This is a genomic window from Rhizobium sp. AB2/73 (genome assembly GCF_020871915.1).
In the GTDB taxonomy this organism is placed as follows: domain Bacteria; phylum Pseudomonadota; class Alphaproteobacteria; order Rhizobiales; family Rhizobiaceae; genus Rhizobium; species Rhizobium dioscoreae.
The window spans coordinates 1,902,436-1,928,701 of the sequence record NZ_CP067071.1 but is presented as its reverse complement, the minus strand read 5'-3'; the positions used below and the strand labels follow the sequence as shown (position 1 = coordinate 1,928,701).

23 protein-coding genes and 1 other RNA gene are annotated in these 26,266 nt (G+C 59.6%); 13 read left to right on the top strand and 11 right to left on the bottom strand.

Annotated features, from left to right (window positions below; all coding sequences use genetic code 11):
- Window positions 1-10 precede the first annotated feature (10 nt).
- On the bottom strand, window positions 11-805 hold the full coding sequence (locus I8E17_RS09605; RefSeq protein ID WP_069612497.1) for a transporter substrate-binding domain-containing protein: 795 nt from the start codon (window positions 803-805) through the stop codon (window positions 11-13).
- 330 nt (window positions 806-1,135) lie between these two features.
- On the opposite strand from I8E17_RS09605, the gene I8E17_RS09600 reads away from it, so the two are divergent.
- Window positions 1,136-2,548 carry an FAD-linked oxidase C-terminal domain-containing protein gene (locus tag I8E17_RS09600; protein WP_113366037.1) on the top strand — a complete coding sequence of 471 codons (1,413 nt, stop codon included), beginning with the start codon at window positions 1,136-1,138 and terminating at the stop codon, window positions 2,546-2,548.
- A 226-nt stretch (window positions 2,549-2,774) separates the two neighbouring features.
- Window positions 2,775-6,482, top strand: a complete 3,708-nt coding sequence (locus I8E17_RS09595; RefSeq protein WP_069612495.1) for an AsmA family protein — start codon at window positions 2,775-2,777, stop codon at window positions 6,480-6,482.
- A 78-nt stretch (window positions 6,483-6,560) separates the two neighbouring features.
- Here the strand turns inward: I8E17_RS09595 and I8E17_RS09590 are convergent, their stop codons facing one another.
- The 4 genes from I8E17_RS09590 to ssrA all read right to left on the bottom strand — a co-directional run bounded on the left by I8E17_RS09590 (window position 6,561) and on the right by ssrA (window position 8,129).
- The gene (locus I8E17_RS09590; protein ID WP_069612828.1) at window positions 6,561-6,773 is read right to left on the bottom strand and encodes a ribbon-helix-helix domain-containing protein; all 213 of its coding nucleotides are present in this window, start codon (window positions 6,771-6,773) and stop codon (window positions 6,561-6,563) included.
- A gap of 104 nt (window positions 6,774-6,877) precedes the next feature.
- Window positions 6,878-7,072 carry a DUF4169 family protein gene (locus I8E17_RS09585; protein ID WP_069612494.1) on the bottom strand — a complete coding sequence of 65 codons (195 nt, stop codon included), beginning with the start codon at window positions 7,070-7,072 and terminating at the stop codon, window positions 6,878-6,880.
- Between the two features lie 55 nt (window positions 7,073-7,127).
- Window positions 7,128-7,640 (bottom strand): SspB family protein, encoded by a 513-nt coding sequence (locus I8E17_RS09580; RefSeq protein ID WP_069612827.1) that lies wholly within the window; start codon window positions 7,638-7,640, stop codon window positions 7,128-7,130.
- A 118-nt stretch (window positions 7,641-7,758) separates the two neighbouring features.
- Window positions 7,759-8,129: a transfer-messenger RNA gene (ssrA, locus tag I8E17_RS09575) on the bottom strand.
- Between the two features lie 182 nt (window positions 8,130-8,311).
- Between ssrA and I8E17_RS09570 the strand changes: the two genes are divergently transcribed.
- The gene (locus I8E17_RS09570) at window positions 8,312-9,232 is read left to right on the top strand and encodes a thymidylate synthase (protein ID WP_069612493.1); all 921 of its coding nucleotides are present in this window, start codon (window positions 8,312-8,314) and stop codon (window positions 9,230-9,232) included.
- Window positions 9,233-9,298: 66 nt separating this feature from the next.
- Here I8E17_RS09570 and I8E17_RS09565 read toward each other — a convergent pair whose 3' ends face one another.
- On the bottom strand, window positions 9,299-9,820 hold the full coding sequence (locus I8E17_RS09565) for a GNAT family N-acetyltransferase (RefSeq protein ID WP_069612492.1): 522 nt from the start codon (window positions 9,818-9,820) through the stop codon (window positions 9,299-9,301).
- Window positions 9,821-10,096: 276 nt separating this feature from the next.
- On the opposite strand from I8E17_RS09565, the gene I8E17_RS09560 reads away from it, so the two are divergent.
- The 6 genes from I8E17_RS09560 to I8E17_RS09535 all read left to right on the top strand — a co-directional run bounded on the left by I8E17_RS09560 (window position 10,097) and on the right by I8E17_RS09535 (window position 16,358).
- On the top strand, window positions 10,097-10,663 hold the full coding sequence (locus tag I8E17_RS09560; protein WP_069612491.1) for an XRE family transcriptional regulator: 567 nt from the start codon (window positions 10,097-10,099) through the stop codon (window positions 10,661-10,663).
- A gap of 102 nt (window positions 10,664-10,765) precedes the next feature.
- Window positions 10,766-11,602, top strand: a complete 837-nt coding sequence (locus I8E17_RS09555; RefSeq protein ID WP_069612826.1) for an NAD(P)-dependent oxidoreductase — start codon at window positions 10,766-10,768, stop codon at window positions 11,600-11,602.
- A gap of 105 nt (window positions 11,603-11,707) precedes the next feature.
- On the top strand, window positions 11,708-12,226 hold the full coding sequence (locus I8E17_RS09550) for a dihydrofolate reductase (protein ID WP_069612490.1): 519 nt from the start codon (window positions 11,708-11,710) through the stop codon (window positions 12,224-12,226).
- A gap of 163 nt (window positions 12,227-12,389) precedes the next feature.
- Window positions 12,390-13,514 (top strand): FtsH protease activity modulator HflK, encoded by a 1,125-nt coding sequence (hflK, locus tag I8E17_RS09545; RefSeq protein WP_069612489.1) that lies wholly within the window; start codon window positions 12,390-12,392, stop codon window positions 13,512-13,514.
- Window positions 13,514-14,452 (top strand): protease modulator HflC, encoded by a 939-nt coding sequence (locus tag I8E17_RS09540; RefSeq protein WP_069612488.1) that lies wholly within the window; start codon window positions 13,514-13,516, stop codon window positions 14,450-14,452. The genes hflK and I8E17_RS09540 overlap by 1 nt, the downstream gene beginning before the upstream one ends.
- A 193-nt stretch (window positions 14,453-14,645) precedes the next feature.
- Window positions 14,646-16,358, top strand: a complete 1,713-nt coding sequence (locus tag I8E17_RS09535) for a DegQ family serine endoprotease (protein ID WP_069612487.1) — start codon at window positions 14,646-14,648, stop codon at window positions 16,356-16,358.
- A gap of 3 nt (window positions 16,359-16,361) precedes the next feature.
- Here the strand turns inward: I8E17_RS09535 and I8E17_RS09530 are convergent, their stop codons facing one another.
- From I8E17_RS09530 to serB, 3 genes are read right to left on the bottom strand one after another with little or no spacing between them, the layout of a single operon-like run.
- A complete protein-coding gene (locus I8E17_RS09530) occupies window positions 16,362-16,940 on the bottom strand; it encodes a GNAT family N-acetyltransferase (protein WP_069612486.1) in 579 nt (192 codons plus the stop codon).
- Entirely contained in the window at window positions 16,937-17,500 is a 564-nt protein-coding gene (locus I8E17_RS09525; protein ID WP_069612485.1) for a GNAT family N-acetyltransferase, read from the bottom strand. Before I8E17_RS09525 ends, I8E17_RS09530 begins: the two co-directional genes overlap by 4 nt.
- 33 nt (window positions 17,501-17,533) lie before the next feature.
- Entirely contained in the window at window positions 17,534-18,424 is an 891-nt protein-coding gene (gene serB / locus I8E17_RS09520) for a phosphoserine phosphatase SerB (protein WP_069612484.1), read from the bottom strand.
- On the opposite strand from serB, the gene miaA reads away from it, so the two are divergent.
- Window positions 18,423-19,319, top strand: a complete 897-nt coding sequence (gene miaA, locus I8E17_RS09515) for a tRNA (adenosine(37)-N6)-dimethylallyltransferase MiaA (RefSeq protein WP_069612483.1) — start codon at window positions 18,423-18,425, stop codon at window positions 19,317-19,319. The two genes, serB and miaA, sit on opposite strands and share 2 nt — an antisense overlap.
- Before the next feature lie 8 nt (window positions 19,320-19,327).
- On the opposite strand, the gene I8E17_RS09510 is transcribed toward miaA, so the two are convergent.
- Window positions 19,328-21,349 carry an ATP-binding protein gene (locus I8E17_RS09510; RefSeq protein ID WP_219510702.1) on the bottom strand — a complete coding sequence of 674 codons (2,022 nt, stop codon included), beginning with the start codon at window positions 21,347-21,349 and terminating at the stop codon, window positions 19,328-19,330.
- A gap of 328 nt (window positions 21,350-21,677) precedes the next feature.
- Between I8E17_RS09510 and I8E17_RS09505 the strand changes: the two genes are divergently transcribed.
- The 3 genes from I8E17_RS09505 to I8E17_RS09495 all read left to right on the top strand — a co-directional run bounded on the left by I8E17_RS09505 (window position 21,678) and on the right by I8E17_RS09495 (window position 25,341).
- The gene (locus I8E17_RS09505; RefSeq protein ID WP_069612481.1) at window positions 21,678-23,471 is read left to right on the top strand and encodes an acetolactate synthase 3 large subunit; all 1,794 of its coding nucleotides are present in this window, start codon (window positions 21,678-21,680) and stop codon (window positions 23,469-23,471) included.
- Between the two features lie 84 nt (window positions 23,472-23,555).
- Entirely contained in the window at window positions 23,556-24,128 is a 573-nt protein-coding gene (gene ilvN, locus I8E17_RS09500) for an acetolactate synthase small subunit (protein WP_069612480.1), read from the top strand.
- 205 nt (window positions 24,129-24,333) lie between these two features.
- Window positions 24,334-25,341, top strand: coding sequence for a capsular biosynthesis protein (locus I8E17_RS09495; protein WP_069612479.1), 1,008 nt, complete (start codon window positions 24,334-24,336; stop codon window positions 25,339-25,341).
- 3 nt (window positions 25,342-25,344) lie between these two features.
- Here the strand turns inward: I8E17_RS09495 and I8E17_RS09490 are convergent, their stop codons facing one another.
- Complete coding sequence (locus I8E17_RS09490) at window positions 25,345-26,190, bottom strand: aldo/keto reductase (protein ID WP_069612478.1); 846 nt, start codon at window positions 26,188-26,190, stop codon at window positions 25,345-25,347.
- Window positions 26,191-26,266: the final 76 nt, after the last annotated feature.

The window sequence follows — 26,266 nt, the reverse complement described above, 5'->3', positions numbered from 1 at the left end:
CCTGCGTTGATCAGAAGCCGGTCGGCAGGTCGGCGCCCAGCCACTTCTGCGACATCTTGTTCAGTGTCCCGTCCGCCTTGGCGGCAGCAACGATGTCGTTGACCTTCTTCTGTAGCGTCGGCTCGTTCTTGTTCAGGCCTATGAAGCAGGGGGAGTTGGTGATGAGGAATTTCATCTCGGGCTTCTTCGGCGGGTTCTTGGCGAGAATGGCAGCCGCGACGACATTGCCGGTCGCAACCAGCTGGACCTGTCCGGACAGAAAGGCGGAGATGGTGCCGTTATTGTCCTCGTAGCGCTTGATCGTCGCGTCCTGCGGCGCGATCTTGGTCAATGCCAGATCCTCGATCGCGCCGCGGGTGACGCCGATCGTCTTGCCGGAAAGGTCTTCCGCCTTTGTTGCTGCGACATCGCCGGGGCCGAAGACGCCGTTGAAGAAGGGCGCGTAGGCTTCGGAGAAATCAATGACCTTTTCGCGATCCGGATTCTTGCCGAGGCTTGAGATCACCAGATCGACCTTGTTCGTCTGCAGATAGGGAATGCGGTTGGCGCTGGTGACGGGAACGAGTTCCGTTTTCACGCCGAGTTTTTCGCCGATCAGATTGGCCATATCGATGTCATAGCCCATGGGTGCCATGTCCGTGCCGACGCTGCCAAAGGGCGGGAAGTCCTGCGGGACGGCGACGCGGAGTGTGCCGCGCGAGGCTATGTCGCTCAAGGCATCCGCCCGAGCTGCGTTGGGGGCGGAAATTGACCCCGTCGCCAGCACCGCAATTCCGAGTGCCATGAGCATTTGTCTGCGCTTCATCGAATGTCCTTCCAATCGTGGCTATGTGAAAGCTGAAAGGCGATAGGCAAGACATATGCCAGTCGACGGAAAATTGCGTCGCGGTGTTATGATCTGGATGAAAGTGAATGCTCGGTGATCGTGGAGGCGGTGCGTTGATTAAAAGATAGGCAAAATTCTGCCGCGATGATTTTTCCTACCCACCGGTTGTCGTGCCTTTGATCAATCGCACAAAACTTGAACTTATACGCGATGGCAGCTCGCTTTCATCACTGGACAGCCCCGCCCCAAATGCCCCATAGAACCGGGAGAGGTTAACGCCCTGGACGACCGCGATGGGAGATTCGGACTATGGTTTTGGCTGATGCAAAGCCGGGTACACGTAACGAGGCCGGCATATCTGCCGTTCTCGGCATTCTGAAGCAGGCCTTCGGCGAGCGGTTCCAGACCGGCGAAAGTTTTCGCGCCCAGCACGCCCACACGACCACCTATATCCCATCGCAGCTGCCGGATGGCGTGGTCTTTGCCGAAACGAGCGAGGACGCGCGGACTGTCGTCAAGGCATGTGCCGAACACAAGGTTCCGGTCATCCCGTTCGGTACTGGCTCTTCGCTCGAAGGGCAGGTCAATGCGCCGCAGGGCGGAATTTCCATCGATTTCAGCCGCATGAACCGCATTCTCGAAGTCAATGCCGAGGATCTGGATTGCACGGTCGAGCCCGGCGTCACCCGCGAGCAGCTTAATACCTATCTGCGCGATACCGGCCTGTTCTTTCCGATCGATCCCGGCGCCAATGCCTCGATCGGCGGCATGGCATCGACGCGCGCATCGGGCACCAATGCCGTGCGCTACGGCACGATGAAGGACAATGTCCTGTCCGTGACCGTTGTTACCGCCAATGGCGAGGAAATCCGCACCGCCCGCCGCGCCAAGAAATCGTCGGCCGGTTACGATCTGACGCGGCTCTTCGTCGGCGCCGAAGGCACGCTCGGCGTGCTGACCTCGATCACGCTGCGCCTTCAGGGTATCCCGCAGAAGATTGCCGGCGGCGCGTGTGCATTTCCGGACATCAAAGCGGCGTGCGATGCGGTCATCATGACCATCCAGATGGGCGTTCCCGTCGCGCGCATCGAACTGCTCGATGCCATGCAGATGCGGGCCTGCAATCGCTATTCCGGCCTGACTTACGACGAAAAACCGACGCTATTCCTCGAATTCCACGGCACCGACGAAACTGTTGCGCTGCAGTCGGCGCAATTTGCCGAGATCGCGACGGAATGTGAGGGCGGCGAATTCCTTTGGACAAGCAATGCGGAAGAGCGCAACAAGCTCTGGAAAGCCCGTCATGACGCCTATTGGGCCTGCCGGGCGCTGGCGCCTGAATTGGCTGCGCTATCGACCGATGTCTGCGTTCCGATCTCGCGGCTTGCCGAATGCGTCGCGGAAACCCAGGCCGATATCGAGGCGCACGGCCTGCTGGCACCCATCGTCGGTCATGCGGGCGATGGCAATTTCCATGTGCTCGTCCTGTTCGACGACAAGACGCCGGAGGGTATCGCCGTTGTCGAGGAATTCGTCGCGCGCCTCAACGCGCGTGCGCTCGCCATGGATGGCACATGCACGGGCGAACATGGCATAGGGCAGGGGAAGATGGCGTTTCTGGAGCAGGAGCTCGGCGATGCGGTCGATCTGATGCGTCAGATCAAGGAGTCGCTCGATCCGGATGCCATTTTCAATCCAGGGAAGATATTCCGCAGGCACTGAAAGATGGAATATTTTCATGATCTTGGCTTGCTACGGCCGCGAATGACGCTAGGCTGCATTCGCACTTTTCCGGTTTTTGCCATGAAAAGTCACTGACATGCGCTAGATGGGGCATATCTCCTGAAAAGAGCTGCTGTGACAGGCGGAGATCGGGTAGAACCATGCATATGCGCTCTGACAAGCGACCACTGCATGTGTTGGGAATGAAGATTGGAGACGATACGCGTTGTTAGGTAGGGTCCTGGTTTTTCTGGGTGGATTGCTCGTGGTGGTGCTGTTCGTGGCGCTGCTCGCTCCGCTCTTCATAGACTGGACCGATTTTCGCAAGAACTTCGAGGATCAGGCGAGCCGCATCATCGGCAAGAAGGTGACCGTTCACGGTACCGTGGATGCTCGCCTTCTGCCGTTTCCGTCGGTAACGCTGCACGATGTCCGTGTCGGCCAGGAGGCTGATGGCACGCCGCTGGTGCAGGTCGCCGAATTCTCGATGGATGCGGAACTTGCGCCTTTCCTTTCCGGTGAAGCGCTGATCTTCGATATGCGGGTGTCCAAGCCCAAGGTACGGCTGCGGCTGCTGAAGGATGGCACGCTTGACTGGATGCGCGGCAGCCAGCCGGAAATTCCCGCAAAGTCCGTCGTGCTCGAAAGCGTTCACGTCGAAGACGGCGATATTCTCTTCATTGACGAGCAAACGGGCAGGACCCGGCATGTTACGAGCCTGGATGCGCAGATGTCGGCCAGATCGCTTGCCGGCCCCTGGCGTATCGAGGGGGATGCGGCACTCGACAACGAGCATGGCAATTTCACCGTCTCCAGCAGCCAGCCGGACGATAACGGCGTTCTGCGGGTCCGCACCCGGCTGATGCCGGATCGCCATCCGCTGAACGTCGACCTCGACGGCGAGTTGAAACTCGTCAACAGCAAGCCCGATTACATGGGCTCCTTCACAGCCGGGATCAACGATAAGCAGACGCGCGATTCCGCCGATCAGAAGGCGCAGCCCCGCATCAAGGGCCGTTTTGAGCTGACGAATGACCGCATTCGCGTTCCCGAATACCGTCTCGAAGTCGGCGCCGATGACGATCCCTATGTCGTCACCGGCGAGGCGACGCTGGATACGGGGTCCAAGCCGGAATTCCTGCTGACGGCCGATGGACAGCAGATCGACGTCAACCGGCTCGGCAACAATAAGGGCACCAACGGCAAGACCAACCGCAACCCGGCAATCTCGGCGCGTCAGCGCCTCAACAATCTGATTGCGATCGCGGCTGAAATCCCGGTGCCACAGGTTCCCGGCAAGGCGACCTTCCGGCTGCCGGCGATCGTGGCGGGCGACACGACCATACGCGACGTGCAGCTCGATCTTGAACCTGCTGGAACGGGATGGAAGATCGATCATGCGATCGGCACGATGCCCGGCCGCACACAGGTCGAAGCGCGCGGCAATCTCATGTTGCGGGGCGAGCCGAATTTCATCGGCAATCTGGTTGTCGCATCCAACCAGCCCTCGGGACTGGCGTCGTGGCTTGTAGGGGCCGTCGACCCGGCGATACGCCAGCTGCGTCAGGCGGGCTTCTCCGCCGATGTCAGCCTGAAGCATGACGCGCAGCGCTTCGAAAATCTTGAGATCGCAATCGGCTCGGCCACACTGAAAGGCCGCATCGATCGCCAGAGCGGGACGGACAAGATCCCGGCAAAGCTTGCCGTCGATCTAACCGGCGATGCTCTCGACCTCGACGCGCTGAGGGCGCTGACCGGCCTCTTCACAGGTCAGGATACGGGGGAATCCCTCTTCGATCATCGGATCACGGCGCATCTCCAGGCCGGAAAATTCATGGCATTCGGCGTGCCGGCCGATAATGTCGATACCTCATTTTCCGTTGCCGACGGCGCTCTGACGCTCGACAAGCTTTCGGTGCATAATGTCGCCGGCGCCGAAATCACCGCGACCGGCCGCGCCGACGGCTCGCTTTCCGACTACAAGGGATCGGGTGAGATCACCTTCAAGGCTGCCGATCCCGGGCCGTTCTTCGAAATGCTACGCCAGCATTTGCCGCATCATCCCGTCATGGACCGGTTGGTGCGCAATGCCGCATGGTATGGAAACACTGCTCTTCGCGGGGCGGTGACGCTCGGTGGGGATCAGGAGAATGCGCTGACGGTGACGCTTGCCGGCGTTTCCAACGGTAGCCGCGTCAATTTCGATTATCGCATGTCCGATCTTTCGGCGTTCACGGGCAAGGGCACCACGACGCTCGAGGGAACGCTGGAAAATTCGGTGACGTCGATCCTGTTCGGCCAGGCGGGTCTCGATCCGTTGCCTGTGGAAGCCGACGCCAATGGTCGTCTGACGCTGAAAGTCTCCGCAAGCGGCTCCGATCCGGCGGATGCGGCACTCACCTTTGCGACCGACAAGACGTCGTTCACCGCAAACGGCAAGGTGGATGTCCGTCCCGCCACCTTCCTCGACGGCAACATAGTGCTGTCGCTCGAAAGCGCTGACATCGATCCTTATTTCGTGATGAACGGTATCGGTATTCCGCAGATGGGTGCCGGTTTGCCGGTGAAGTTCCAGGCCAATGCCGCTCTAAACCCGGACAAGATCGTGTTTTCCGACATGAAGGGGCTGTTTGCCGACAACAACATGTCCGGCACGCTGACTATCGATCGGAAGGCGCCGAATCTCAAGGCGTCGGGCGAACTGTCGCTCGACAAGGCGGATCTCGACTGGCTGGCGGAAGCCATCTACGGGCCGATAAGCGATCCGAAAACAGGCACTCTGAACCAGGATAAACTCGGGCTACCTGCATTCACCGGGATGGATATCGGCGTCAAGCTTTCCGCAAGGCAGGTATGGCCCGGCATATTCGGTCCCATTTCGAATTTCACCGCCAATGCGACCTACAAGGGCGAAGAATTGCGTCTTAACGATCTGACGGGCGGCTGGAACGGCGGCACGCTGACCGGCAGCGCAATGTTCGCCAATTCCGACGGTACTGGCCTGCTGCAGACGAAGCTTAGCCTGGCTAACGGCGATCTCGCCGCTGTCGCCTGGCAGCGTGACGGTGCGCCGCTCGCCACCGGTCGCTTCGGCCTTGCAATGAATGCCGAAACGAGCGGCAAGAGCATTGCCGACCTTGCGGCCAATGCCAGCGGTTCGGGTGAAATGAAGCTCGGCGAGACGCATGTGCGTGGCCTCAATCTCTCCGTCATGCCGCCGCTCCTCTCGGCGACGGATCAGATTCAGGGTGATATCACTGCCGCCAAGGTGCTGCCGATCGTGCAGACGCTGCTCAACAATGGCGAAGCGGTTCTTCCGGCGACGAGCATTCCTTTCAACATTTCCGCCGGTGTGATGCGGGCGACCAATATTGCCGCGAGCAACGATCTGGCAAAGCTTTCGGGCAATGCCGAAATCAGTCTGCCGCATGAGCGTATGCGCGGCTCTCTCGGCATCAATTTCAACGCCGGCGCAGAAGCCCAGAGCGGGGCGGAACCGGCCTTGCGCCTCGATTTCGCCGGCCCCCTGGCCTCACCAGGTCGGACAATGGACGTGACGGATGTGACCAGCTTCCTGTCGGTTCGGGCATTCGAGCGCGAACGCCGGCGTGTCGAGCGCCTGCAGGCCAATGTGCTTGAAAAGCAGAGGCTGCGGCGTGAGGTGGCGCTGTACAAGTATGTTGCAGGCGTGCGCGAGGCTCAGCGCCAGCGCGATGCCGCCGTCGAGCAGCAGCGCCGTGCGGAAGAGGAACGGCTGCGCGATTTGGCCCGGCAGGCGGCTGCGCAAAAGCAGTCGGAGGAAGAGGCGCGTGCCAGGCAGGCAGCCGAAGAGGCAGCCAAGGCCAAGGCGGCGGCCGAAGCGCGAGCCAAGGCCGAAGCGCAGCATCCGCCGGCACCGCTGAACTTCAATGAATTGCCAGGAGTCGCCCAGTAGGGTGGACAAGTTGCAAACCGAACTACGCCGGGCGTCTGAAGCACGCTGACGACATTGTTGCAAGTTTCCTGCAGCCGTTCAGTTGCGATCCTTCAGCCATCGGAGGACATAGAGGCGAAGTGCCGAGGAGAGATTGCTGCCTGCTTCGCGCCCGTCGTCGATCTCGGAGATCAGTGCTGCGAGCGACATGCCGCGCGCGCTGGCGATAGCCTTCAGTTCTGTCCAGAAGGCATCTTCAAGGGAAAAGCTTGTGCGATGGCCATGCAGCGTCGCGGAATGTTTGCGGATCATCGGCGGATCGATCAAATATCGGAAATGGCGGGATATGTCTGAAAGTGATTCAAAATGCGGAAGTAAGCAACTGATTTCTGAAGTTTTTTATCTCGGGATCTAAACTAGTCTTCGGTCTTCTTGGTTTCGATTCGCCCGGCCTCGTGCGTCTTCTCGGCCTTTTCGTTAAGCGCCGACGTCAGCTTCTTTTCGGCCTTGGTTCGCCCGAAGGAAATGCGGTTCTGCTCCGCTTGCTTTTCCTTGTCCGCGCGGGCCTGCTTTTTGCGAAACTGGCGCAGATTGACGATTTCGGCGCTCATCGATCTCTTCCGTTACCGATACGAAAAAGGGAAGCGAATGCTTCCCCTCCAATGCCTACTGCTTCTTGCGGAATGCGTCGAGGGAAACGACCGATCCCGGCTTCTTTTCTTCGCCTTCCTTGGCTGTCGCCGCCGGCGCTTCCTCGCCTTCAGCCGGTACCGGATAGGCCGTAATCTCGTTGGAAGAGGTTTCCTCTTCCTCGTCAGCCAGCGGCACGTCGAACTCCAGCTCGAAATTCACCGATGGGTCATAGAAGCCGCGGATTGCGTTGAAGGGGACGACCAGTTTTTCCGGGACGTCGGAGAAGGAAAGGCCGATCTCGAATTGGCTCTCGCTGATCTTCAGATCCCAGAACTGGTGCTGGATGACGATGGTCATCTGCTCGGGATACTTCGCCTTCAGGTGCTGCGATATGCGCACACCGGGGGCGCCGGTCAGAAAGGTGATAAAGAAATGGTGGTCACCGGGCAGGCGGCCTGTAGCGGCGACCTCGGTCAGCACCTTGCGGATTACTCCACGCAGGGCGTCCTGTGCCAAAATGTCGTAGCGGATATGATCCTGCCCCATGCTTTCCTGTCTTTCGTTGGCCATGTTTTTTATAGGCTTATGCCACGCTGAACGCCGCCGGAAAAGCCCTATGCGCGAGTCACCGCCTGTCGATCTATAATATAGCACTGGAGAAGAAGGTGAAGGCTTCTGTTGCCAGGTGCCTTCGAACCCCGCCTAAGAGTGCGACCCCTTAGGACTTTATTTGAAGTGTCACACCGCGATTAAGCAGCGAGACGAGCTTCCGCATAGTTGTCGTTTGCAACTACAATTTTAGCCCGATAACGGCGGTACAATGCCGAGCGAAAAGTCGATCTTTACACCCTTGTCGATCCTGTTTCGCCCCCATCAAAAGCCGGTCTGACGCCAGTCTGGCCGGCCGGTTTTTGGTGGAGGCGCCGGGTACCGCCCCCGGGTCCAATAGGTTTATTACACCGCTCATTTATCGCCATAGCCGGCCCGAAGACCGGCAAGGCTGATATAGTGTTTTCCGCCCGCGAAGGGAAGGGCAATTGTCATAATTACGTCGCGGAAACATCGGTTTGCCCGCGAAGCTCAGAGATTTACCTGAATTACGTCTCCCTGCGGTTGGTTTCACAGCGGCTTGTCATTAAAATTGCGAAAAAGGAATCGGCAGGCTGCCGTTCGGCAAGCCTTACGGCCGGAAATTTCAAGCGATTTCGGAGCGGAAGATGGCTCGTCACCCAGAGTATCAATATCTCGACCTGATGGCGCACCTGCTCGAGCACGGCGATCGCCGCATCGATCGCACCGGCGTCGGTACCTTGAGCGGCCTCGGCGCGATGATGCGATTCGATCTTTCGAAGGGGCAGATCCCGATCTTCACGACGAAACGCGTCTACTGGAAGCTCGCCGTCAAGGAAATGCTCTGGTTCCTGACCGGTGACACCAATATCCGCAATCTGCTGAAGGAAAATGTGCGGATCTGGACCGATTGGCCGCTTGCCAAATATCGCAAGGCGACGGGCGAAGAGATCGATCAGGTCGCTTTCGAGAAACGCATTCTGGAGGACGAGGCCTTTGCTCTGCAATGGGGCGATCTCGGCCCGGTCTATGGTAAGCAGTGGCGGCAATGGCGCGATGCCGAAGGCCGCGTGCATGACCAGCTCGCCGCTGTTATCAAGGATCTCAAGACCAATCCCAGCAGCCGCCGGATGATCTTCCACGCCTGGAATGTCGGCGAGCTTGCCGATATGGCGCTGCATCCTTGCCACATGGTCTATCAGTTCCACGTATCGAACATCTCGGCCGAAGGAGGCAAGCGCCCGCGTCTCAGCCTGATGGTCTTCCAGCGTTCGTGCGATTTGTTCCTCGGCAATCCCTTCAACATCTGCCAGCAGGCGGTTTTGCTCGCCATGGTCGCGCAGCAGGTCGATATGGATATGGGCGAACTGGTCTGGTCAGGTGGCGATGTTCACCTCTATCTCAATCACCTGGATGCGATCCGCGAGCAGCTCAGCCGCGAGCCGAAGCCATTTCCGACCTTGCGCCTGCTGCGCCATCCGGACAGCATCGATGATTATCGCATCGAGGATTTCGAGGTTCTCGGATATGAGCCGCACGCGGCGATCGCGGCTGAAGTCGCGGTTTAGGCGTTTCGGCCGGCAACGCCGGCGAGAATGAGTTTTGCCACCGTGATCGGCATGATCCCCATGCTCTCAGCTTATGGGATCGGGATCGACGCGTTCGTCCAGCAGCAGCTGCAGGAAGGCCAGATCCAACCACCGCCCGAACTTTGTGCCGACCTGCGGGAGCAGGCCGACCTGCTGGAAGCCGAGTTTTTCGTGCAGCCGGATCGAGGCGACGTTGCCGGCCTCGATGCCTGCGACCATCGCATGTTTGCCGATCGCCCGGGCACGCTCGATCAGCTCCATCATCAGCGCCTTGCCGATGCCGCCGCGATATTGATCGTTCCGCACATAGACTGAATGCTCGACCGTGTGGCGATAACCGTCGAAGGCGCGCCAGTCGCCAAAGGAGGCGTAGCCGACTACTTCCTTATGATCATCGATCGCCACCAGTACGGGGTAGCCGAGCTTATGCCGATCCTGCAGCCATTGTTTGCGGTTGGCGATATCAACCTGCGTCTCGTTCCAGATCGCGGCGGTATTGGCGACAGCGTCGTTATAGATCGCGGTTATTCCCGCGAGATCCTCGTCTCTCGCATCTCGAATTTGCATCGGCGGCTCCGTAGGGCATCCACTAAATCGGATAGATGTCTTTGTTACTCTGTCCTGTCATACATCGATTTCCATATCTGTCCACTATATTATCACAAAAATCCGGCGGATAAAAAGCGCCAGTCGGCTCGCGACGAATGCCGAAATTCCCACGGTTACGCGGCTTTAAGGAATATTCGACTGTTCTTCCATGCTATGAAGGCTCGTATGAGGTCAGATTTCGGATATGCAAGGCGCTAATTGTCAGCCCTGCGGAAGTCCACTATAGTAAAACGCATGTCTCACCTTGATGATATCGACAGGCGCATAGGCGCACGCATTCGCATCGAACGGGAAAGCCGCGGCTGGTCGCTGACGGAGCTGGCGGACCGCTCTACCGTATCCCGTGCCATGATTCACAAGATCGAGCGTGGCGAAAGCAGCCCGACGGCGGCGTTGCTCGGCAAGCTTTCCGGTGCCTTCAGCCTGAGCATGTCGACCCTGATGGCGCGTGCGGAGATGCAGCAGGGCCGGTTTCTCCGAAAGGAAGAGCAGCCCGTCTGGGTCGATCCGCAGACGGGCTATGAGCGCCGGCACGTTTCCCCGAAGTCGGACCTGCCGCTCGATCTCGTCCGCATCGATTTGCCTGCGGGCGCGGAGGTTCCGATGCCCGCATCGGCTTACGCCTTCACACGGCAGCTCATCTGGGTGCTGGCGGGGCGGCTGACGTTTTTCGAGGGAGATACGAAGCACTCGATGTCGGCGGGCGATTGCCTCGAACTCGGTCCGCCGACGGATTGCGTCTTCAAGAATGAGGGCAGCGAACCCTGCATTTATGCTGTCCTCGTGCTTCGTAACGCCTGAGAGGCAGCGCTAAACTTAGCGTTACCACAAGGCATTGCGCTCGTCCGGCCACACGATAGGCGATATGCTGCCGTCTTCCTCGATCGGAGAAGGAGATTGGCCGTGGAGATCGCAATCATCGGAGCCGGCGCCATGGGAAGTGCCATTGGCCGGCGTTTGGTCGAAAACGGGGCGAGGGTGCTCACCTATCTCGAAGGACGTTCGGCTTCGAGCATCGAGCGGGCGAAAGCAGCCGGCATGCAACCGGTCGATCTGGCCGAGGTTGCCGCGTCGCGTCTCATTCTTTCTATCGTTCCGCCTGCGGAGGCCATAGACGTTGCAGAGCAGATTGCCGGCGAAATGCGGCGGAGCGGAAGAATGGCGGTATACATGGATTGCAATGCGATCTCGCCGAAGACGATGGCGGAGGTTGCGACGATCTTCGGCGGCGATTGTGGCGTAGTTCTCGACGGCTCCATCATCGGCGGTCCGCCAAAGCCGGGCCAGAAGGGACCGAAACTCTATGTAAGCGGCGATACGGCGAGCGACAGCGGCGTGCTGGTCGAATACGGACTGCAGGTCCGCCGCATCGATGGGGCGATCGGTGCGGCCTCGGCACTGAAGATGTGCTACGCCGGCATCAACAAGGGCGTGACGGGCCTCGGCACGGCCATGCTACTTGCGGCGATCCGTTCGGGTGCCGATGCCGCCTTGAAACGCGAACTTCAGCAAAGCTTGCCGGATCTCGACGCGAAATTCGTCCACGGTATTCCGGACATGTATCCGAAAGCCTATCGCTGGGTCGCGGAGATGGAGGAGATTTCCGAATTCCTCGGCGAGGACGATCCAGCTGCCTTGATCTTCAAAGGTATGGCCGGGCTCTATCGGAAGATGGCCAATGATCGGGAAGGCGGGGGCATTTTGGCCGCCCAGCTCGATAAATTGACTAGTGGCGCCTGATACCGGGCCATGGCAGGTGCGTTCCATCTGCCGTTGCGGCCATGATGATATAAAGTCGTCGGACCGACTCGCATTGGCGTCGGTGAGGCAGACTGAGGGAGACGCATGACCCAGCCGATCAAAACCATCGTCGTTGCCGTATCGCGCAACGGCATCATCGGGCGCGAAGGCGATATGCCCTGGCGGCTGTCGTCAGATCTCAAGCGGTTCAAGGCGATGACGCTCGGCAAACCAGTAATCATGGGTCGCAAGACGTTCCAGTCGATCGGCAAGCCGCTGCCGGGCCGGCCGAATGTCGTCATTACCCGGGATACTGATTTTATGGCCGAGGGAATAACGGTGGCGCATTCGCTCGATGAAGCGATTTCAGTTGCGTCGCGTCTGGCGAATGAGAGCAATGTCGACGAAATCTGCATCCTCGGCGGTGGCGAAATCTATCGGCAGGCGATCGGTCTGGCAGATCGGCTGCTGATCACCCATGTCGAGGCGGACGTAGAGGGCGACACCTCCTTTCCAAAGATCGATCCCGGCATCTGGCAGGCAGACAACGAGCTTGCCGTTCCGGCTGGAGAAAAGGACACTTATCCGACGCGTTTCGTTCGCTATTTCAGACGAAAAGCATAAGAGCTGCCCCCAAAAAGCAAATATTTTCCAATGAATCCGACGAACTTCCTGAAGTCGCGTTGAAAGCAGGTGCTTCGATACCTATAACGGGAAACAATCGCTGCCACCCGCGAATTTCGTGGGCCTGGCGCGATATCGGGAGTCAACAAACAAAGAGGTTTTGATGCCTTGGAGCAATCAGAATGGCGGCGGCGGTGGCCCATGGGGCGGCGGTGGCGGCGGAAATAATCAGGGACCTTGGGGGCAGGGACCGAACCGGCCGCGAGGCAGCGGCAGCGGCGGGCCACCCGACCTTGAGGATATTATTCGTCGCGGTCAGGACCGATTGAAAGGTTTCGTACCTGGTGGCTTCAATGCAGGCGTCGTACTCATCATCATCGCAGTGATTGCCATTTTCTGGCTGATCCAGTGCATCTACACCGTGCAGCCGGACGAACGTGGCGTTGAGCTGCGCTTCGGCAAGCCGCGCGAGGAAGTCTCCATGCCCGGCCTGCATTTCCATATCTGGCCGATGGACCGCATCGAATTCGTGAAGGTCACAGAGCAGCAGCGCAATATCGGTGGCCGCTCCTCGGCCGGTTCGAATGCTGGGCTGATGCTGACGGGCGATCAGAACATCGTCAACGTGCAGTTCTCGATCCTCTATACCGTGACCAATCCGCAATCCTACCTGTTCAATCTCGAGACCCCCGACGAGACTTTGCAGCAGGTTGCGGAGAGCGCCATGCGTGAGGTCGTTGGCCGCCGTCCGGCTCAGGACATCTATCGCGACAAGCGTCAGGAAATTGCGACCGAGGTCAGAAGCATCATCCAGGATACAATGGATCGCTACGGCTCCGGTATCTCCATCAACGCCGTTCCGATCGAGGATGTTTCGCCGCCGCGCGAAGTGGCCGATGCATTCGAAGAAGTGCAGCGTGCGGAGCAGAACGAAGACCAGCAGGTGGAAGAGGCCAATCAATACGCCAACCAGAAGCTCGGTCAGGCCCGCGGTCGCGCGGCTCAGATCCGCGAAGAAGCGGCTGCCTACAAGGACCGTATCGTGAAGGAAGCACAGGGTGAGGCGCAGCGCTTCATTTCGATCTACGACGAATACGTCAAGGCGCCCGAAGTCACGCGCAAGCGTCTGTTCCTGGAAACCATGGAGTCCGTCATCGGCAATTCCAACAGCATCATCATCGACGACAAGCAGGGCGTCGTGCCTTACCTGCCGCTGAACGAAATCGGCAAGCAGTCCACGACGCAGGCAGGCAAGCCCGCCGCTGCAACTCAGCCGGAGGCCAAATAATGACATCCAGCCGTTTGCCAGCCATTCTTATCGCGCTCGCGGTAGTGCTGCTGCTTATTTATTCGTCGGTGTTCGTGGTCAATGCCCGAGAACAGGCGATCGTCCTGCGCTTCGGCCAGATTCGCGACGTGAAGACGGAGCCCGGCATCTACTTCAAGCTGCCTTTCGCCTTCATGGATGCCGATCGCGTCCAGTATGTGCAACTACAGGAACTCCGCTTCGATCTGGACAATATCCGTGTCCAGGTCTCCGGCGGCAAGTTCTACGAAGTCGATGCCTTCGTGGTCTACAAGATCATGGATGCGCGCAAGTTCCGCGAGACCGTCTCGGGCGATCGCGATGCGGCTGAATCGCGTCTCAGAACTCGCCTCGATGCTGCTCTGCGCCGTGTCTATGGTCTGCGCGGTTTCGAAGCGGCGCTTTCCAACGAACGTGCCGCGATGATGACCGAAGTGCGCAACGATCTGCATCGCGATGCGGAATCACTCGGCCTCAACATCGAGGACGTCCGCATTCGTCGCACGGACCTGTCTCAGGAAGTGTCGCAGAACACTTACGACCGCATGAAGGCCGAGCGTCTGGCGGAAGCCGAGCTGATCCGCGCGCGCGGTAACGAAGAGGGCCAGCGCCGCCGGGCGGTTGCTGACCGTCAGGTCGTCGAGATCGTTGCCGATGCGCAGAAGGATTCGGAAGTGCTGCGTGGTGAAGGCGAAGCTGAGCGCAACGCCATCTTCGCGGATGCCTCGAAGCGCGATCCGAACTTCTACGAGTTCTATCGCTCGATGGCTGCCTACAACAAGGCGCTTGCCTCCGGCGGCAAGACGCTCGTGCTGCCGCCGAACCAGTCGGACTTCTTCAAGTATTTCGACAGTCCTGCCGGTTCCGCGCCCAATTCCGGCGCGCCGGCACTCGCCAATCCGACGCCGCCTGCGAACTGAGGCGTCATACACTGAAACGAAAGGGCTGCCTCCGGGCGGCCCTTTTCTTTATGGCGGATTGCATCACCTTTCGCCTGCAAGCATCGGCGGCGAGGAGCTTCGGGGATTTCTCAAAAAGGTGATTTCACGCTTCATCATTCCGCCTTATGTTGATGCTTATACAAGTTTTCCCCTATCTTGATGAGGATGCCTGATGGCTTCGACCAATCGCCTGCCTTTCAGCCGTTCGTTTGCCTTGCTCGCAAGCATTGCACTGATTGCCGGCCCCGTTGCGGGCGTCGCCGAACAGGCTTATGCGCAGACGCAGAACAGCGGTGCAGCCGCAGGTGCCCAGCCGCCGGCCGCGACCAACAATCAGGCGCCGCCGGCAGCATCTCCAACGGTCACGACGAACCCGGCCATGAATGCCGGCCCGGCATCGGTTGCCGATCTCGCTTCCGGGTTGCTCGATGCGGTCGTCAATATTTCCACGTCGCAGAAGGTCAAAGATGAGGGGAACGGGCCGGCGACTCCGAAGGTGCCGGACAATTCGCCCTATCAGGATGAGTTCAACGATTTCTTCAATAACAAGAAAGACGACGACAGCAACCGCAAGGTGAGTTCACTCGGCTCCGGCTTCGTCATCGATCCTTCAGGCTATATCGTCACCAACAATCACGTCATTGAAGGCGCTGACGATATCGAGGCGATCTTCCCAAACGGCACGAAGCTGAAGGCCAAGCTGATCGGAACGGATACGAAGACCGACCTTTCGGTCCTCAAGGTCGAGCCGAAGCACCCGCTCACGGCGGTCAAATTCGGCGATTCCTCCAAGATGCGGATCGGCGACTGGGTGATGGCGATCGGCAATCCCTTCGGTCTCGGCGGCTCGGTGACCGTCGGCATCGTCTCGGCGCGTGGCCGCAACATCAACGCCGGCCCCTACGACAATTTCATTCAGACGGATGCGGCGATCAACAAAGGCAATTCCGGCGGTCCGCTCTTCAACATGAAGGGCGAGGTGATCGGCATCAATACGGCGATCATCTCCCCGAGCGGCGGCTCGATCGGTATCGGCTTTGCCGTCCCGTCCGAACTGGCTGAGGGCGTCGTCAATCAGCTCCGTGACTTCGGCGAGACGCGCCGCGGCTGGCTCGGCGTGCGCATCCAACCGGTCACGGACGATGTCGCCAACAGTCTCGGTCTTTCAGAAGCCAAGGGAGCCCTTGTGGCCGGTGTCATAAAGGGCGGCCCTGTCGATAACGGCTCGATCAAGGCTGGCGACGTGATCCTGAAGTTCGACGGCAAGGATGTGGACGAGATGCGGGATCTGCCGCGTGTCGTCGCCGAAAGCCCCGTCGGCAAGGAAGTCGATGTCGTCGTCTATCGCGATGGCAAGCAGCAAACCATCAAGGTGACGCTCGGTCGGCTGGAGGACAGCGATCAGGCGGCAGCGGCAAGCGCTGACAAGAACAAGAAGCCGCAGCTTGCGCCTGACGATAAGGGCAACAGCGACGGCGTCATCAACCCCGACCAGGGAGACGATGGTGACGACGACGGTATGGATGGACAGGATCAGGGCGGTGACCCGCAGCAATCGCCGCAGGCTCAGCCGCCAGTTCAGGCGACCTCGAACATTCTCGGAATGAAGCTCTCGACGCTGACCGCCGAAAACCGCAAGAGCTTCGGCATCGCCGACAGTGTCGATGGCGTCGTCATCACCGAAGTGGCGCCAGGTTCGGCAGCCGCGGAGAAGGGGCTGAAGCCTGGCGATGTCGTCGTCGAGGTCGCGCAGGAATTCGTTCAGACGCCGAGTGCCGCCTCGGAGAAAGTGGCCTCATTGAAGCGGGAAGGCCGCCGCAATGCGCAAATGATGATTGCGTCTCCGAACGGTGACTTGCGCTTTATCGCCGTCGCGCTTGAGTAGAATTCAGCTCCCAGCTTGCTCTGTCCGTTGTGCCCGCCACTCGGCGGCGCTCAGGCGGTAGACCACATGTCGCTTCAGGTGTGGATGGGTCTCCGAAATTTGCGGATGGTCGAAATCCCAGGCCGGATGAGGGTGCATGCCGATCTTGCGCATCACGGCCAGGGCGCGCGTATTGCCATGAACCGCAACGGACAGGATTTCTTCGAGGTTCAGCGCGGTAAAAGCGTGGTGTACAAGAGCCATGCCGGCTTCGGTTGCGTAGCCCTTTCCCCAATGGCGCGCCGATATCCGCCAGCCGATTTCCACGACATCCCTCGGTAAATGCGGCTCGAGCTGCACTCTCGCCAGGCTGCAGAATCCGACTGCCGTGCCATCACCCTTCAAGACCATGGTGAGAAGCTTGAAGCCGGGTTCCGGCGTTACCTTCCGGATCATGGAAAAGATGGTGTCGGCATCTTCGCGGCTGCGGGCAAATGGAAAGAATTCGAGGACGGCTGGGTCAGAGCTGAGTTCATAGAACAGCTCGCGATCCTCTTCCAGGCATGGCCGAAGGAGCAACCGAGATGTTTCAAGTGTCGTCATTGCCCCGAGTGCCACTCCGCTGCCGTTAGACGATAGAGGACGTGACGCTTTAGGTGAGGATGCGTGTCGGGAACGTTGGGATGATCGAAATCACCGTCCTTGACGCGATGCATACCGATCCGCTCCATGACGGCGGTCGATCTGACATTGTTGTGTACGGCGAAGGAAACGATTTGATTGAGGCCGAGCTTTCCGAAGCCATAGGCTAGCAATGCCCGCGCCGCTTCCGTAACCAGCCCCTTGCCCCAGTGCCGCGTCACCAGCCGCCAGCCGATCTCGATCGTTCCGACCGGGACAAATGGTTCCAGATGATCCGTGCGCATCAGGCCGCAATAGCCGATCGCCTCACGGTTTTCCTTCAGCTCGAGCACGTAAAGGCCGAGTCCGGTTTCCGTGATCATCGACTGGACGCGATCGAAGAATGCGTCCGCTTCCACGCGGTTGCGGCGAAACGGGTAGAACTCCATGACCGCCTCGTCGGAATTGATCTCCAAAGCCAGGTCGCGATCCTCTTCGCGCCAATTGCGGATGATGAGGCGTTCGGTTTCGGTGATGATCATCTGCGGCCTCCGAGTTCGGCGATTTGCGCTGCTCTATGGTTTGACGAAGTCCGTCTTGCGGTAGCCCTGGATATAGAGCAGGGCAGTCAGATCGCCGTGGTCGATGCGCATTCTGGCCTGCGCTGAAACGGTTGGCTTGGCATGGAGCGCGACACCGGAACCGGCAAGCTGCAGCATACCAAGGTCATTGGCGCCGTCGCCGACGGCCATGGCGTCATCGGTGGAGATACCGAGCTTTTCGGCTATGTCGTTCAGCGCGTCCACCTTGGCCTGCTTACCGAGGATGGGCTCTTCGACGAGGCCGGTCAGGATGCCCTTTTCTTGCAGCAGGACATTTGCCCGATTCTCGTCGAAGCCGAGGGTGGCACCGATCCTGCTGGTGAAGACGGTGAAGCCGCCGGAAACCAGGGCGGCGTAATAACCCTTCGCCTTCATGGTGGCGATGAGCTCGGGGCCGCCCGGCGTCAGCGTGATGCGTTTGACGATGACATCGTCGACAACGGAGAGCGGCAGTCCCTTCAAGAGAGCAACGCGCTCGCGTAGCGCCGGCTCGAAGGCGATTTCCCCATTCATGGCGCGGGCGGTGATATCGGCAACTTTCTCCTTGAGGCCGACTTCGGCAGCAAGCTCGTCGATGCATTCCTGGCCGATCATTGTAGAATCCATGTCGGCAATCAGCAATTTCTTGCGGCGGGTTTCGACTTGCTGGATGACGAGATCGATTGGTTCGCTGCCGATCACCGCCAGTATATTAGCCTCTGCTGCCTCGATATCGGTGTCGTCGCGAAGCGCGATATCGCAGGCAATGCCGTCGGCCAGCCAGTAGAGCCCGGATGCCTTGACAACATCAGCCGCCTGTTCGGCGATGGCCGGAACGAGAACGGGGTTTGACGGATTGGCAATAAGCGTGGCAACGAAGGCCATGAGCAGAAACCCTATAAGCAATATCGACGCGATCCTGATAACCGGGCCAACCGCCAGCGGCAAGTCCGCACTGGCGGTAGAATTGGCCCGTTCGCATGATGGTGTCGTCATCAATGCCGACAGCATGCAGGTTTATGATACCCTGCGCGTGCTGACCGCACGGCCCTCCGAGGCCGATATGGAGGGCATTCCACACCATCTTTACGGCCACGTTCCGGCGGGACAGGCGTATTCGACCGGCATCTGGCTGCGCGAGGCATACGCCTTGGTCGAGCGCCTGCGCGTCGAGGGCAGAATGCCTGTCTTCGTCGGCGGTACGGGTCTTTATTTCAAGGCGCTGACGGGCGGACTGTCCGATATGCCGGAAATCCCGCTTGGTATACGAAATCGCCTTCGCGGTCGGCTGCTGGCAGAAGGAGCGGAAGCGCTGCATCGTGAGCTTGCGGAGCGCGACGCCGCCGTTGCCGAAACGCTGAACCCGCAGGACGGGCAGCGCATCGTTCGCGCTCTGGAGGTGATCGAAGCAACGGGCCGGTCCATCGCCGCTTTTCAAGGGAAGACCGGACCAATGGTCATCGATCCCGACCGTGCACGAAAGATCGTGGTTCTGCCTGAGCGTGCTATCCTGCGCGAACGCATCAACAGCCGTTTCGAGAAAATGCTGGCTATGGGGGCGGAAGACGAGGTGCGGGCTCTTCTGGCACTGGATCTTCCGCCGGAAATGCCCGCCATGAAGGCGATCGGGGTCGCGCAGATTGCCGCGATGCTGAAAGGAGAGATGACACGTGCCGAGGTCATCGAAACCGGATCTGCGGCGACGCGGCAATATGCCAAGCGGCAGATGACCTGGTTCCGCAATCAGATGGACGAGAGCTGGGCACGCTTGAGCCCGTAGTTCGCGAGTCAGTCCTTGTCGTAAAGACTGCTGAGTGGCTTTTTCAGAATGCTGTCCCGCAAGGACGGGCCGGATTCCCGCCGCAGGGATGGAGCGGCCTCTCTCGGCGACACCGAGCGCGTGCCTCCTTCATCGCTCCCGAATTCGCGGCGCAATTCCGCAAGCTTGCTGTCGATCGATGTTTGCGAGGCGGCCGCGGGTTGCGGTGCGGTGGTGCGCGGCAGCATGTCCGGACGATAGGGTTCGATCGACGGTGGGTTCGGTTCCGCCTGATGACGAATTGCCAGCGGAGCTGGTACGTCGTCGAAATCATCTCTGATATTGGTCACCGGCGCAGCATTGTAGCCCTGGAGAGGGATGAGATCGGGGCCTGAAATCGAACGCATGCGGCCGACGATTGTGCGCAGATCGACCGTATCCGGCGAATCCTCACTGGTTTTCGCGACGCTGCCGCTGGCTTTTGGCAACAAATGCCGTTCGACCTGGGAAAAGCGCATCCGCATCGGCACTGCGATGGCCTCGCCGAAGGCGATCGCTTCGCCGTTGCCGATCGATGAGAGAAAGCTTGTCGTCGAGATCGAAGAATTCGGGATGGCCGAACGGATGATTTCCTGGTCGCGATCATTGGCAAGGCGCATGGCAAAGAGCGTCGAGCACTGCGACAGGATCGTCTGATCCAGTTCGCCCGGTCGCTGCGTGATGATGCCGAGCGATACGCCGTATTTGCGGCCTTCCTTGGCGATGCGGGCAATGGCTTGTCGTGTCGGGAAGAAGCCGAGCGTTGGGTCGGCGGGAATATAGCGGTGGGCTTCCTCGCAGACGACGAGCATATGGATTGCGCCGTCGCTCCAGAGCGCCAGTTCGAAGGCCATGCGGCAAAGAACGGAGGCAACGGAATTGATGACTTCCGAGGGGATGCCGGCGAGTTGGAAGGTACAGATCGGCTTGCCGTCGCCGGGAATTCGGAAGATCTTGGCGATGGTCTCCATGATCGTATCGGTGATCGTGTTGTTGGAGAACATGAAATGGTAGCGGGGATCGTTGATCGCCGAGATGATGCGCATCTTCAGGGAGCGCAGATGCGGCTTTTCCTGACGGCCCTCAAGACGGCCGATGCGCTCGTCGATCAGAGCCAGCAGATCCGCCATGCGGTAGGGGACCGGCGTGTCCGCTGTCACCGAGGCCTTTTCCGTCTGGCGGCGCATCAGGGCGGAATCGCTGCCGCGGAAGGCGCGTCTCGCTTCGGGGATAAGGTCACGCAGCGCATCGAGCTCTTCCGGTACTGCAGGACGGCCGCGGAAAACGACTTCGCTGAACTCCTCAAGCCGCATCAGCCAGAAGGGCAGGTCTAGGGTATCGGTGTCGATGACGACGGAGTGCCTTGGAAAGGCGGCGGCGAATTCGTTGTGCGGATCGAGGATCAGCACGCGCAATTTCGGATCGGCTGCGATCGCCTTGTGCAGCAGCAGCGAGACCGCAGTGGATTTGCCGACGCCTGTGGAGCCGACGACGGCGAAGTGTTTCGAGAGCATGGAGGGAATATGAATTGCAGCATCGATGCTTTCGTCCTGTGTCAGCTTGCCGATGACGCAGCTGCTGCCCTTGCCGGCATCGAAAATGCGCATCAGGTCGGCCGCACGGATGCGGTGCGCGATCGCTCCGAGATAGGGATAGGCCGATATGCCGCTGGAAAATTCCTCGCGGCCATCCGGTCCGACGCGGACTTCGCCGAGCAATTCCACCTCGATGCGGAAGAGATTGTCCTGACCTTCGCCCCAGCCGACGCTTTGCGTATTCATGGAATAGACGAGGGCTGCGACGCGGTTCTTCCCGACGCTGATGGAAATCAGCCGACCGACCGACCAGAGTTCGGTCAGATCCGTGCCGCCGGCCTCGGCCACGGCGGCGATCGTCGCTCTAGAACCGTTGCACGCGACAACGCGGCCAAGGAAGCGATTTCCCGGTTTCAGTTTGTCGCGGCGATCAAGATCTCCAGCGTTGCCTGATGTCTGCAGGTCGTTATTCAGCAAACAGTTACCCCAACTAATAGATGCCGGAGCATAGAGACGTGGGCTTAACAAAACCCTGTCTGTTACCCATGCTTTTTATAGGGTTATGATGCGGTCGCGATTTTTTATTGCTTCACGCGTTGACGCTTCGAAATTTTCTGTCTATCACTTCGGCCCATGAAAAACTCGATCGTTCTTATCGTGGTGGGAAGGCGCATGGGCAGGATGGTGTAACCATCCGGCGACAGCCACCCATGCGCTAGATGACAGGCTCCCAAAGGGGCCTTTTTTTATGCCCGAAATCGAGATTTCATCTTTCCAAACCTCCAGCAGACAGCGGAACAAACGTATGACCGGCACAGATAATCAGGCGAGCGGCAATCGAATGACAGGCGCGGAGATCGTGTTGCAGGCGCTTAAGGACAATGGCGTCGAACACATCTTCGGTTATCCGGGCGGCGCTGTGCTTCCGATCTATGACGAAATCTTCCAGCAGGACGACATCAAGCATATTCTCGTCCGCCACGAGCAGGGCGCCGGTCATGCGGCCGAAGGCTATGCCCGCTCCACCGGCAAGGTCGGCGTCATGCTGGTCACTTCGGGTCCTGGCGCGACCAATGCGGTCACGCCGCTGCAGGACGCCTTGATGGATTCCATACCGCTCGTTTGTCTCAGCGGTCAGGTCCCGACCACGCTGATCGGCTCTGACGCTTTCCAGGAATGCGATACGGTCGGCATCACGCGGCCTTGCACCAAGCACAACTGGCTGGTCAAGGACGTCAATGAGCTGGCAGCGGTCATTCATGAAGCCTTCCGCATCGCCCAGTCGGGGCGTCCGGGTCCTGTCGTCGTCGACATCCCGAAGGACATTCAGTTTGCGACCGGCACCTATACGCCGCCGGAAGCGCATCACGTCCAGAAGAGCTATCAGCCGAAGATGCAGGGCGATCTCAACAAGATCACGCAGGCGATCGAGCTGATGAAAAATGCCCGTCGTCCGGTCATCTATTCCGGTGGCGGCGTTGTCAATTCCGGTCCGGAAGCCTGCAAGCTGCTGCGCGAGCTGGTCGAGCTGACCGACTTCCCGATCACTTCGACGCTGATGGGCCTCGGCGCTTATCCGGCTTCCGGCAAGAACTGGCTCGGCATGCTCGGCATGCATGGTTCCTACGAAGCCAACATGGCGATGCATGATTGCGACGTCATGGTCTGCATCGGTGCACGCTTCGACGACCGCATTACCGGCCGCCTGAATGCTTTCTCGCCGAATTCGAAGAAAATCCATATCGATATCGATCCGTCCTCGATCAACAAGAACGTCCGTGTCGATGTCGGCATTCTCGGCGATGTCGGCAATGTTCTGGAAGACATGGTTCGCCTGTGGCGTGCACTGCCGCAGAAACCTGCCGCAGAGCGTTTGGGCGATTGGTGGGCTGATGTTGCCCGCTGGCGCGCGCGCAACTCGTTCGCCTACAAGCCGAGCGACGATGTCATCATGCCGCAATATGCGATCCAGCGTCTCTATGAGCTGACGAAGCATCGCGATACCTACATCACCACAGAAGTCGGCCAGCACCAGATGTGGGCTGCGCAGTTCTACGGTTTCGAACAGCCGAACCGCTGGATGACCTCGGGCGGTCTCGGAACCATGGGCTACGGCCTGCCGGCAGCGCTCGGCGTCCAGATCGCCCATCCGGAGAGCCTGGTCATCGATATTGCCGGCGATGCCTCGATCCAGATGTGCATTCAGGAAATGTCGGCTGCGATCCAGCACAATGCGCCGATCAAGATCTTCATCCTCAACAACCAGTACATGGGCATGGTTCGCCAGTGGCAGCAGCTGCTGCACGGCAATCGTCTCTCCAATTCCTACACGGAAGCGATGCCTGATTTCGTCAAGCTCGCGGAAGCCTATGGCGCGGTTGGACTGCGTTGTGAAAAGCCGGGCGAGCTCGATGCCGCCATTCAGGAGATGATCGACGTCAAGAAGCCGGTCATCTTCGATTGCCGCGTTGCCAATCTCGCCAATTGCTTCCCGATGATCCCCTCGGGCAAGGCACACAATGAAATGCTGCTGCCTGACGAGGCGACCGACGAGGCCGTCGCCAACGCCATCGACGCCAAGGGTCGCCAGCTGGTTTGATCGACAGATGGGGCGCGGCAAGAGCCGCGCCCCAATGGATCTCGCTGGCATACCGAACAGAACCGAGGAAACGGAACAAGGATCATGAACGCACACCTTCAACCCACGGGCTCCGCCTATTTCATTTCGCCCGAAACCGCGGCGGCCGAGAGTCATACGCTTTCGGTGCTCGTCGATAACGAGCCAGGCGTTCTCGCCCGCGTCATCGGCCTCTTTTCCGGCCGAGGCTATAACATCGAAAGTCTCACGGTTTCCGAGACGGAACATCAGGCGCATCTGTCCCGCATCACCATCGTGACACGCGGCACGCCGCAGGTGCTGGAGCAGATCAAGGCGCAGCTTGAGCGCATCGTTCCCGTTCATCGCGTCGTCGACCTGACGGTGCGCGCCCGCGAACTCGGCCAAGAGCGGCCGATCGAGCGCGAAGTTGCGCTGCTGAAGGTGATCGGAAGCGGCGAGACCCGTGCCGAGACGCTGCGGCTCGCCGACGCCTTCCACGCCAAGGTGGTGGATGCGACCGTCGAGCACTTTATTTTCGAGATCACCGGCAAGTCCTCGAAGATCGATCAGTTCATCGCCATCGTCAAGCCGCTCGGCCTCATCGAAGTCTGCCGCACCGGCATCGCCGCGATGAACCGCGGCTCGCAGGGAATGTAAGAGCCTGCGGTGTTGAGGGGGTACTCGCATATGAGGGAAATCGGCGCTGCAAATTCCTTCTCCCCTCGGGGAGAAGGTGGCCCGAAGGGTCGGATGAGGGGGCCTTTCCGATTTGAATTCGCGAGTTTTCGCACTCCTGGCAGGCACCCCCTCATCCGCCTGACGGCACCTTCTCCCCGAGGGGAGAAGAGGAAACGCGGCAACGATGGCTGAGATCGGCGACAAGCCGTGGCATCCGCCGCCTGGCATGCGTCTCGGCGCGGCGCCCTTCGTGCGCGGTGACTTTCCCTGGCTTGGGCATTATTTCGGCTCGCAGAAACTGGCCTCGATCCTTTCTCCGGGAATTGGCGGCGTCCTGTCCTGGGGTGGCCGTGCGCCGGCCAAGGTGGCGGACGGGATTGCGCGGTTTCGCGGATTGCGCCACTGGCACCTCGAGGACGGCTTCCTGCGGTCGATGGGGCTTGGCAAGTCCGGCGCCATTCCGCTGTCAATCGTTATCGACGATCTCGGTCTACCCGTCGATGCAAGCAGGCCCTCACGGCTTGAACGGCTGATTGAGGGAGCGAGAGAGGCTGGGGAGCTTGGCCGCACCATCCGCGAGCAGATCGTTCTGAACAAGCTCTCGAAGTATAATCATCTCCCCCATCGATCGCCTCACATCGAGCGGACGAGCAAGCGGCGCATTCTGCTGGTCGATCAGGTTGTCGGCGATGTTTCCGTTGGTAGGGCGCTCGGCTCGAATGCCTCCTTCGAGAAGATGCTTGCCGATGCGCTGGCAACCGATGCGCAATGCCTCATTCGTACTCATCCGGATGTCATGGCTGGACTTCGTAAGGGATATCTTACGGTGAGCGCTTCGAACGCCAATGTAATCCTCGTCGACGAGCAGGTATCCGTGGCGTCTATCCTTGAAGCGGTAGACGAGGTCTGGACGGTTTCTAGCCAATTCGGCTTCGATGCGCTGCTGCGCGGCATTCCGGTTCGCTGCTACGCCGCGCCTTTTTATGCGGGATGGGGAGTGACTGAGGATCATTTTGGCGTTTACACCAAGGCAGCACTTGCCGGGCGTCGAACGAAGCGGAGGACGGTCGATCAGATCGCCGCTGCAGCATTTTCACTTTATCCGACCTACCGCGATCCGGCTGACTGGCGAGAGATCGATGTTTTCCGGGCGATCGAGCTGATCGTCGCGCAGCAGAAAGCTGCCGCTTGAAACCTATAACATTTCCAACGACTTTTTCCGCGACGGTGGCGGGAAGGCGGCGTCGAGCACGGCCCAATCCTCGTCGGTGATATCAATATCGACAGAATCACGGTTTTCCTCGATGCGCTGAGGGTTCGAGGACTTCGGGATTGCTATCACGCCGTCGCGCTCCAAGAGAAAGGCAAGCGCAACCTGCGCCGGCGTTGCCTGATAGGTCTTGGCGACGCGGATCAGCTCGGGATGGTGGAGCAGGCGGCCTTGCTCGATCGGAGAATAGGCCATGATCGGAATGCTGCGCTCCTGGCACCAGGGCAAGAGGTCGTATTCGATGCCGCGCCGGGAGAGATTGTAGAGCACCTGGTTGGCGGCGACATTGCCGCCGTTCGGCACGGAAAGCAGCTCGTCCATATCCGCGACATCGAAATTCGACACGCCCCAAGCCTCGATCTTGCCCGCCGCCTTGAGGGCTTCGAAGGCTTCCACTGTTTCTTCCAGCGGATAGTTACCGCGCCAATGCAGCAGATAGAGATCGATGCGATCGGTATTCAGGCGCTTCAGGCTGCGTTCGCAGGCTGCAACCGCGCCCTTGCGGCTCGCATTGGCGGGATAGACCTTGCTGACGAGGAAAACCTCGTCGCGGCGGCCTTCGATCGCCTTGCCGACGATCTCCTCCGAGCCGCCATCGGCATACATCTCAGCCGTATCGATCAGCGTCATGCCGAGATCGAGGCCGGTTTTCAGGCTGGCGATCTCATCCCTGGCGGTTGCTGCATTCTCGCCCATGTTCCAGGTGCCCTGGCCAAGCGCCGGAACCTGGATGCCGAAGGGAAGGGCGACGGTTGGAATGGGCTCGCGCATGGTTTTTCCTCGCTACAGAAAACCGAAGGATAGGGGCATTCGACTGGATTTCAATCGGCATCCGTCCTGTCACGGT

What these genes read in the sequence shown, in the direction of transcription:
- I8E17_RS09605 (WP_069612497.1), bottom strand. Translation starts at nt 805, where the DNA reads ATGAAGCGCAGACAAATGCTCATGGCACTCGGAATTGCGGTGCTGGCG.
- I8E17_RS09600 (WP_113366037.1), top strand. Translation starts at nt 1,136, where the DNA reads ATGGTTTTGGCTGATGCAAAGCCGGGTACACGTAACGAGGCCGGCATA.
- I8E17_RS09590 (WP_069612828.1), bottom strand. Translation starts at nt 6,773, where the DNA reads ATGATCCGCAAACATTCCGCGACGCTGCATGGCCATCGCACAAGCTTT.
- I8E17_RS09585 (WP_069612494.1), bottom strand. Translation starts at nt 7,072, where the DNA reads ATGAGCGCCGAAATCGTCAATCTGCGCCAGTTTCGCAAAAAGCAGGCC.
- I8E17_RS09580 (WP_069612827.1), bottom strand. Translation starts at nt 7,640, where the DNA reads ATGGGGCAGGATCATATCCGCTACGACATTTTGGCACAGGACGCCCTG.
- I8E17_RS09570 (WP_069612493.1), top strand. Translation starts at nt 8,312, where the DNA reads ATGGCTCGTCACCCAGAGTATCAATATCTCGACCTGATGGCGCACCTG.
- I8E17_RS09565 (WP_069612492.1), bottom strand. Translation starts at nt 9,820, where the DNA reads ATGCAAATTCGAGATGCGAGAGACGAGGATCTCGCGGGAATAACCGCG.
- I8E17_RS09560 (WP_069612491.1), top strand. Translation starts at nt 10,097, where the DNA reads ATGTCTCACCTTGATGATATCGACAGGCGCATAGGCGCACGCATTCGC.
- I8E17_RS09550 (WP_069612490.1), top strand. Translation starts at nt 11,708, where the DNA reads ATGACCCAGCCGATCAAAACCATCGTCGTTGCCGTATCGCGCAACGGC.
- hflK (WP_069612489.1), top strand. Translation starts at nt 12,390, where the DNA reads ATGCCTTGGAGCAATCAGAATGGCGGCGGCGGTGGCCCATGGGGCGGC.
- I8E17_RS09540 (WP_069612488.1), top strand. Translation starts at nt 13,514, where the DNA reads ATGACATCCAGCCGTTTGCCAGCCATTCTTATCGCGCTCGCGGTAGTG.
- I8E17_RS09535 (WP_069612487.1), top strand. Translation starts at nt 14,646, where the DNA reads ATGGCTTCGACCAATCGCCTGCCTTTCAGCCGTTCGTTTGCCTTGCTC.
- I8E17_RS09530 (WP_069612486.1), bottom strand. Translation starts at nt 16,940, where the DNA reads ATGACGACACTTGAAACATCTCGGTTGCTCCTTCGGCCATGCCTGGAA.
- I8E17_RS09525 (WP_069612485.1), bottom strand. Translation starts at nt 17,500, where the DNA reads ATGATCATCACCGAAACCGAACGCCTCATCATCCGCAATTGGCGCGAA.
- miaA (WP_069612483.1), top strand. Translation starts at nt 18,423, where the DNA reads ATGAGCAGAAACCCTATAAGCAATATCGACGCGATCCTGATAACCGGG.
- serB (WP_069612484.1), bottom strand. Translation starts at nt 18,424, where the DNA reads ATGGCCTTCGTTGCCACGCTTATTGCCAATCCGTCAAACCCCGTTCTC.
- I8E17_RS09505 (WP_069612481.1), top strand. Translation starts at nt 21,678, where the DNA reads ATGACCGGCACAGATAATCAGGCGAGCGGCAATCGAATGACAGGCGCG.
- ilvN (WP_069612480.1), top strand. Translation starts at nt 23,556, where the DNA reads ATGAACGCACACCTTCAACCCACGGGCTCCGCCTATTTCATTTCGCCC.
- I8E17_RS09495 (WP_069612479.1), top strand. Translation starts at nt 24,334, where the DNA reads ATGGCTGAGATCGGCGACAAGCCGTGGCATCCGCCGCCTGGCATGCGT.
- I8E17_RS09490 (WP_069612478.1), bottom strand. Translation starts at nt 26,190, where the DNA reads ATGCGCGAGCCCATTCCAACCGTCGCCCTTCCCTTCGGCATCCAGGTT.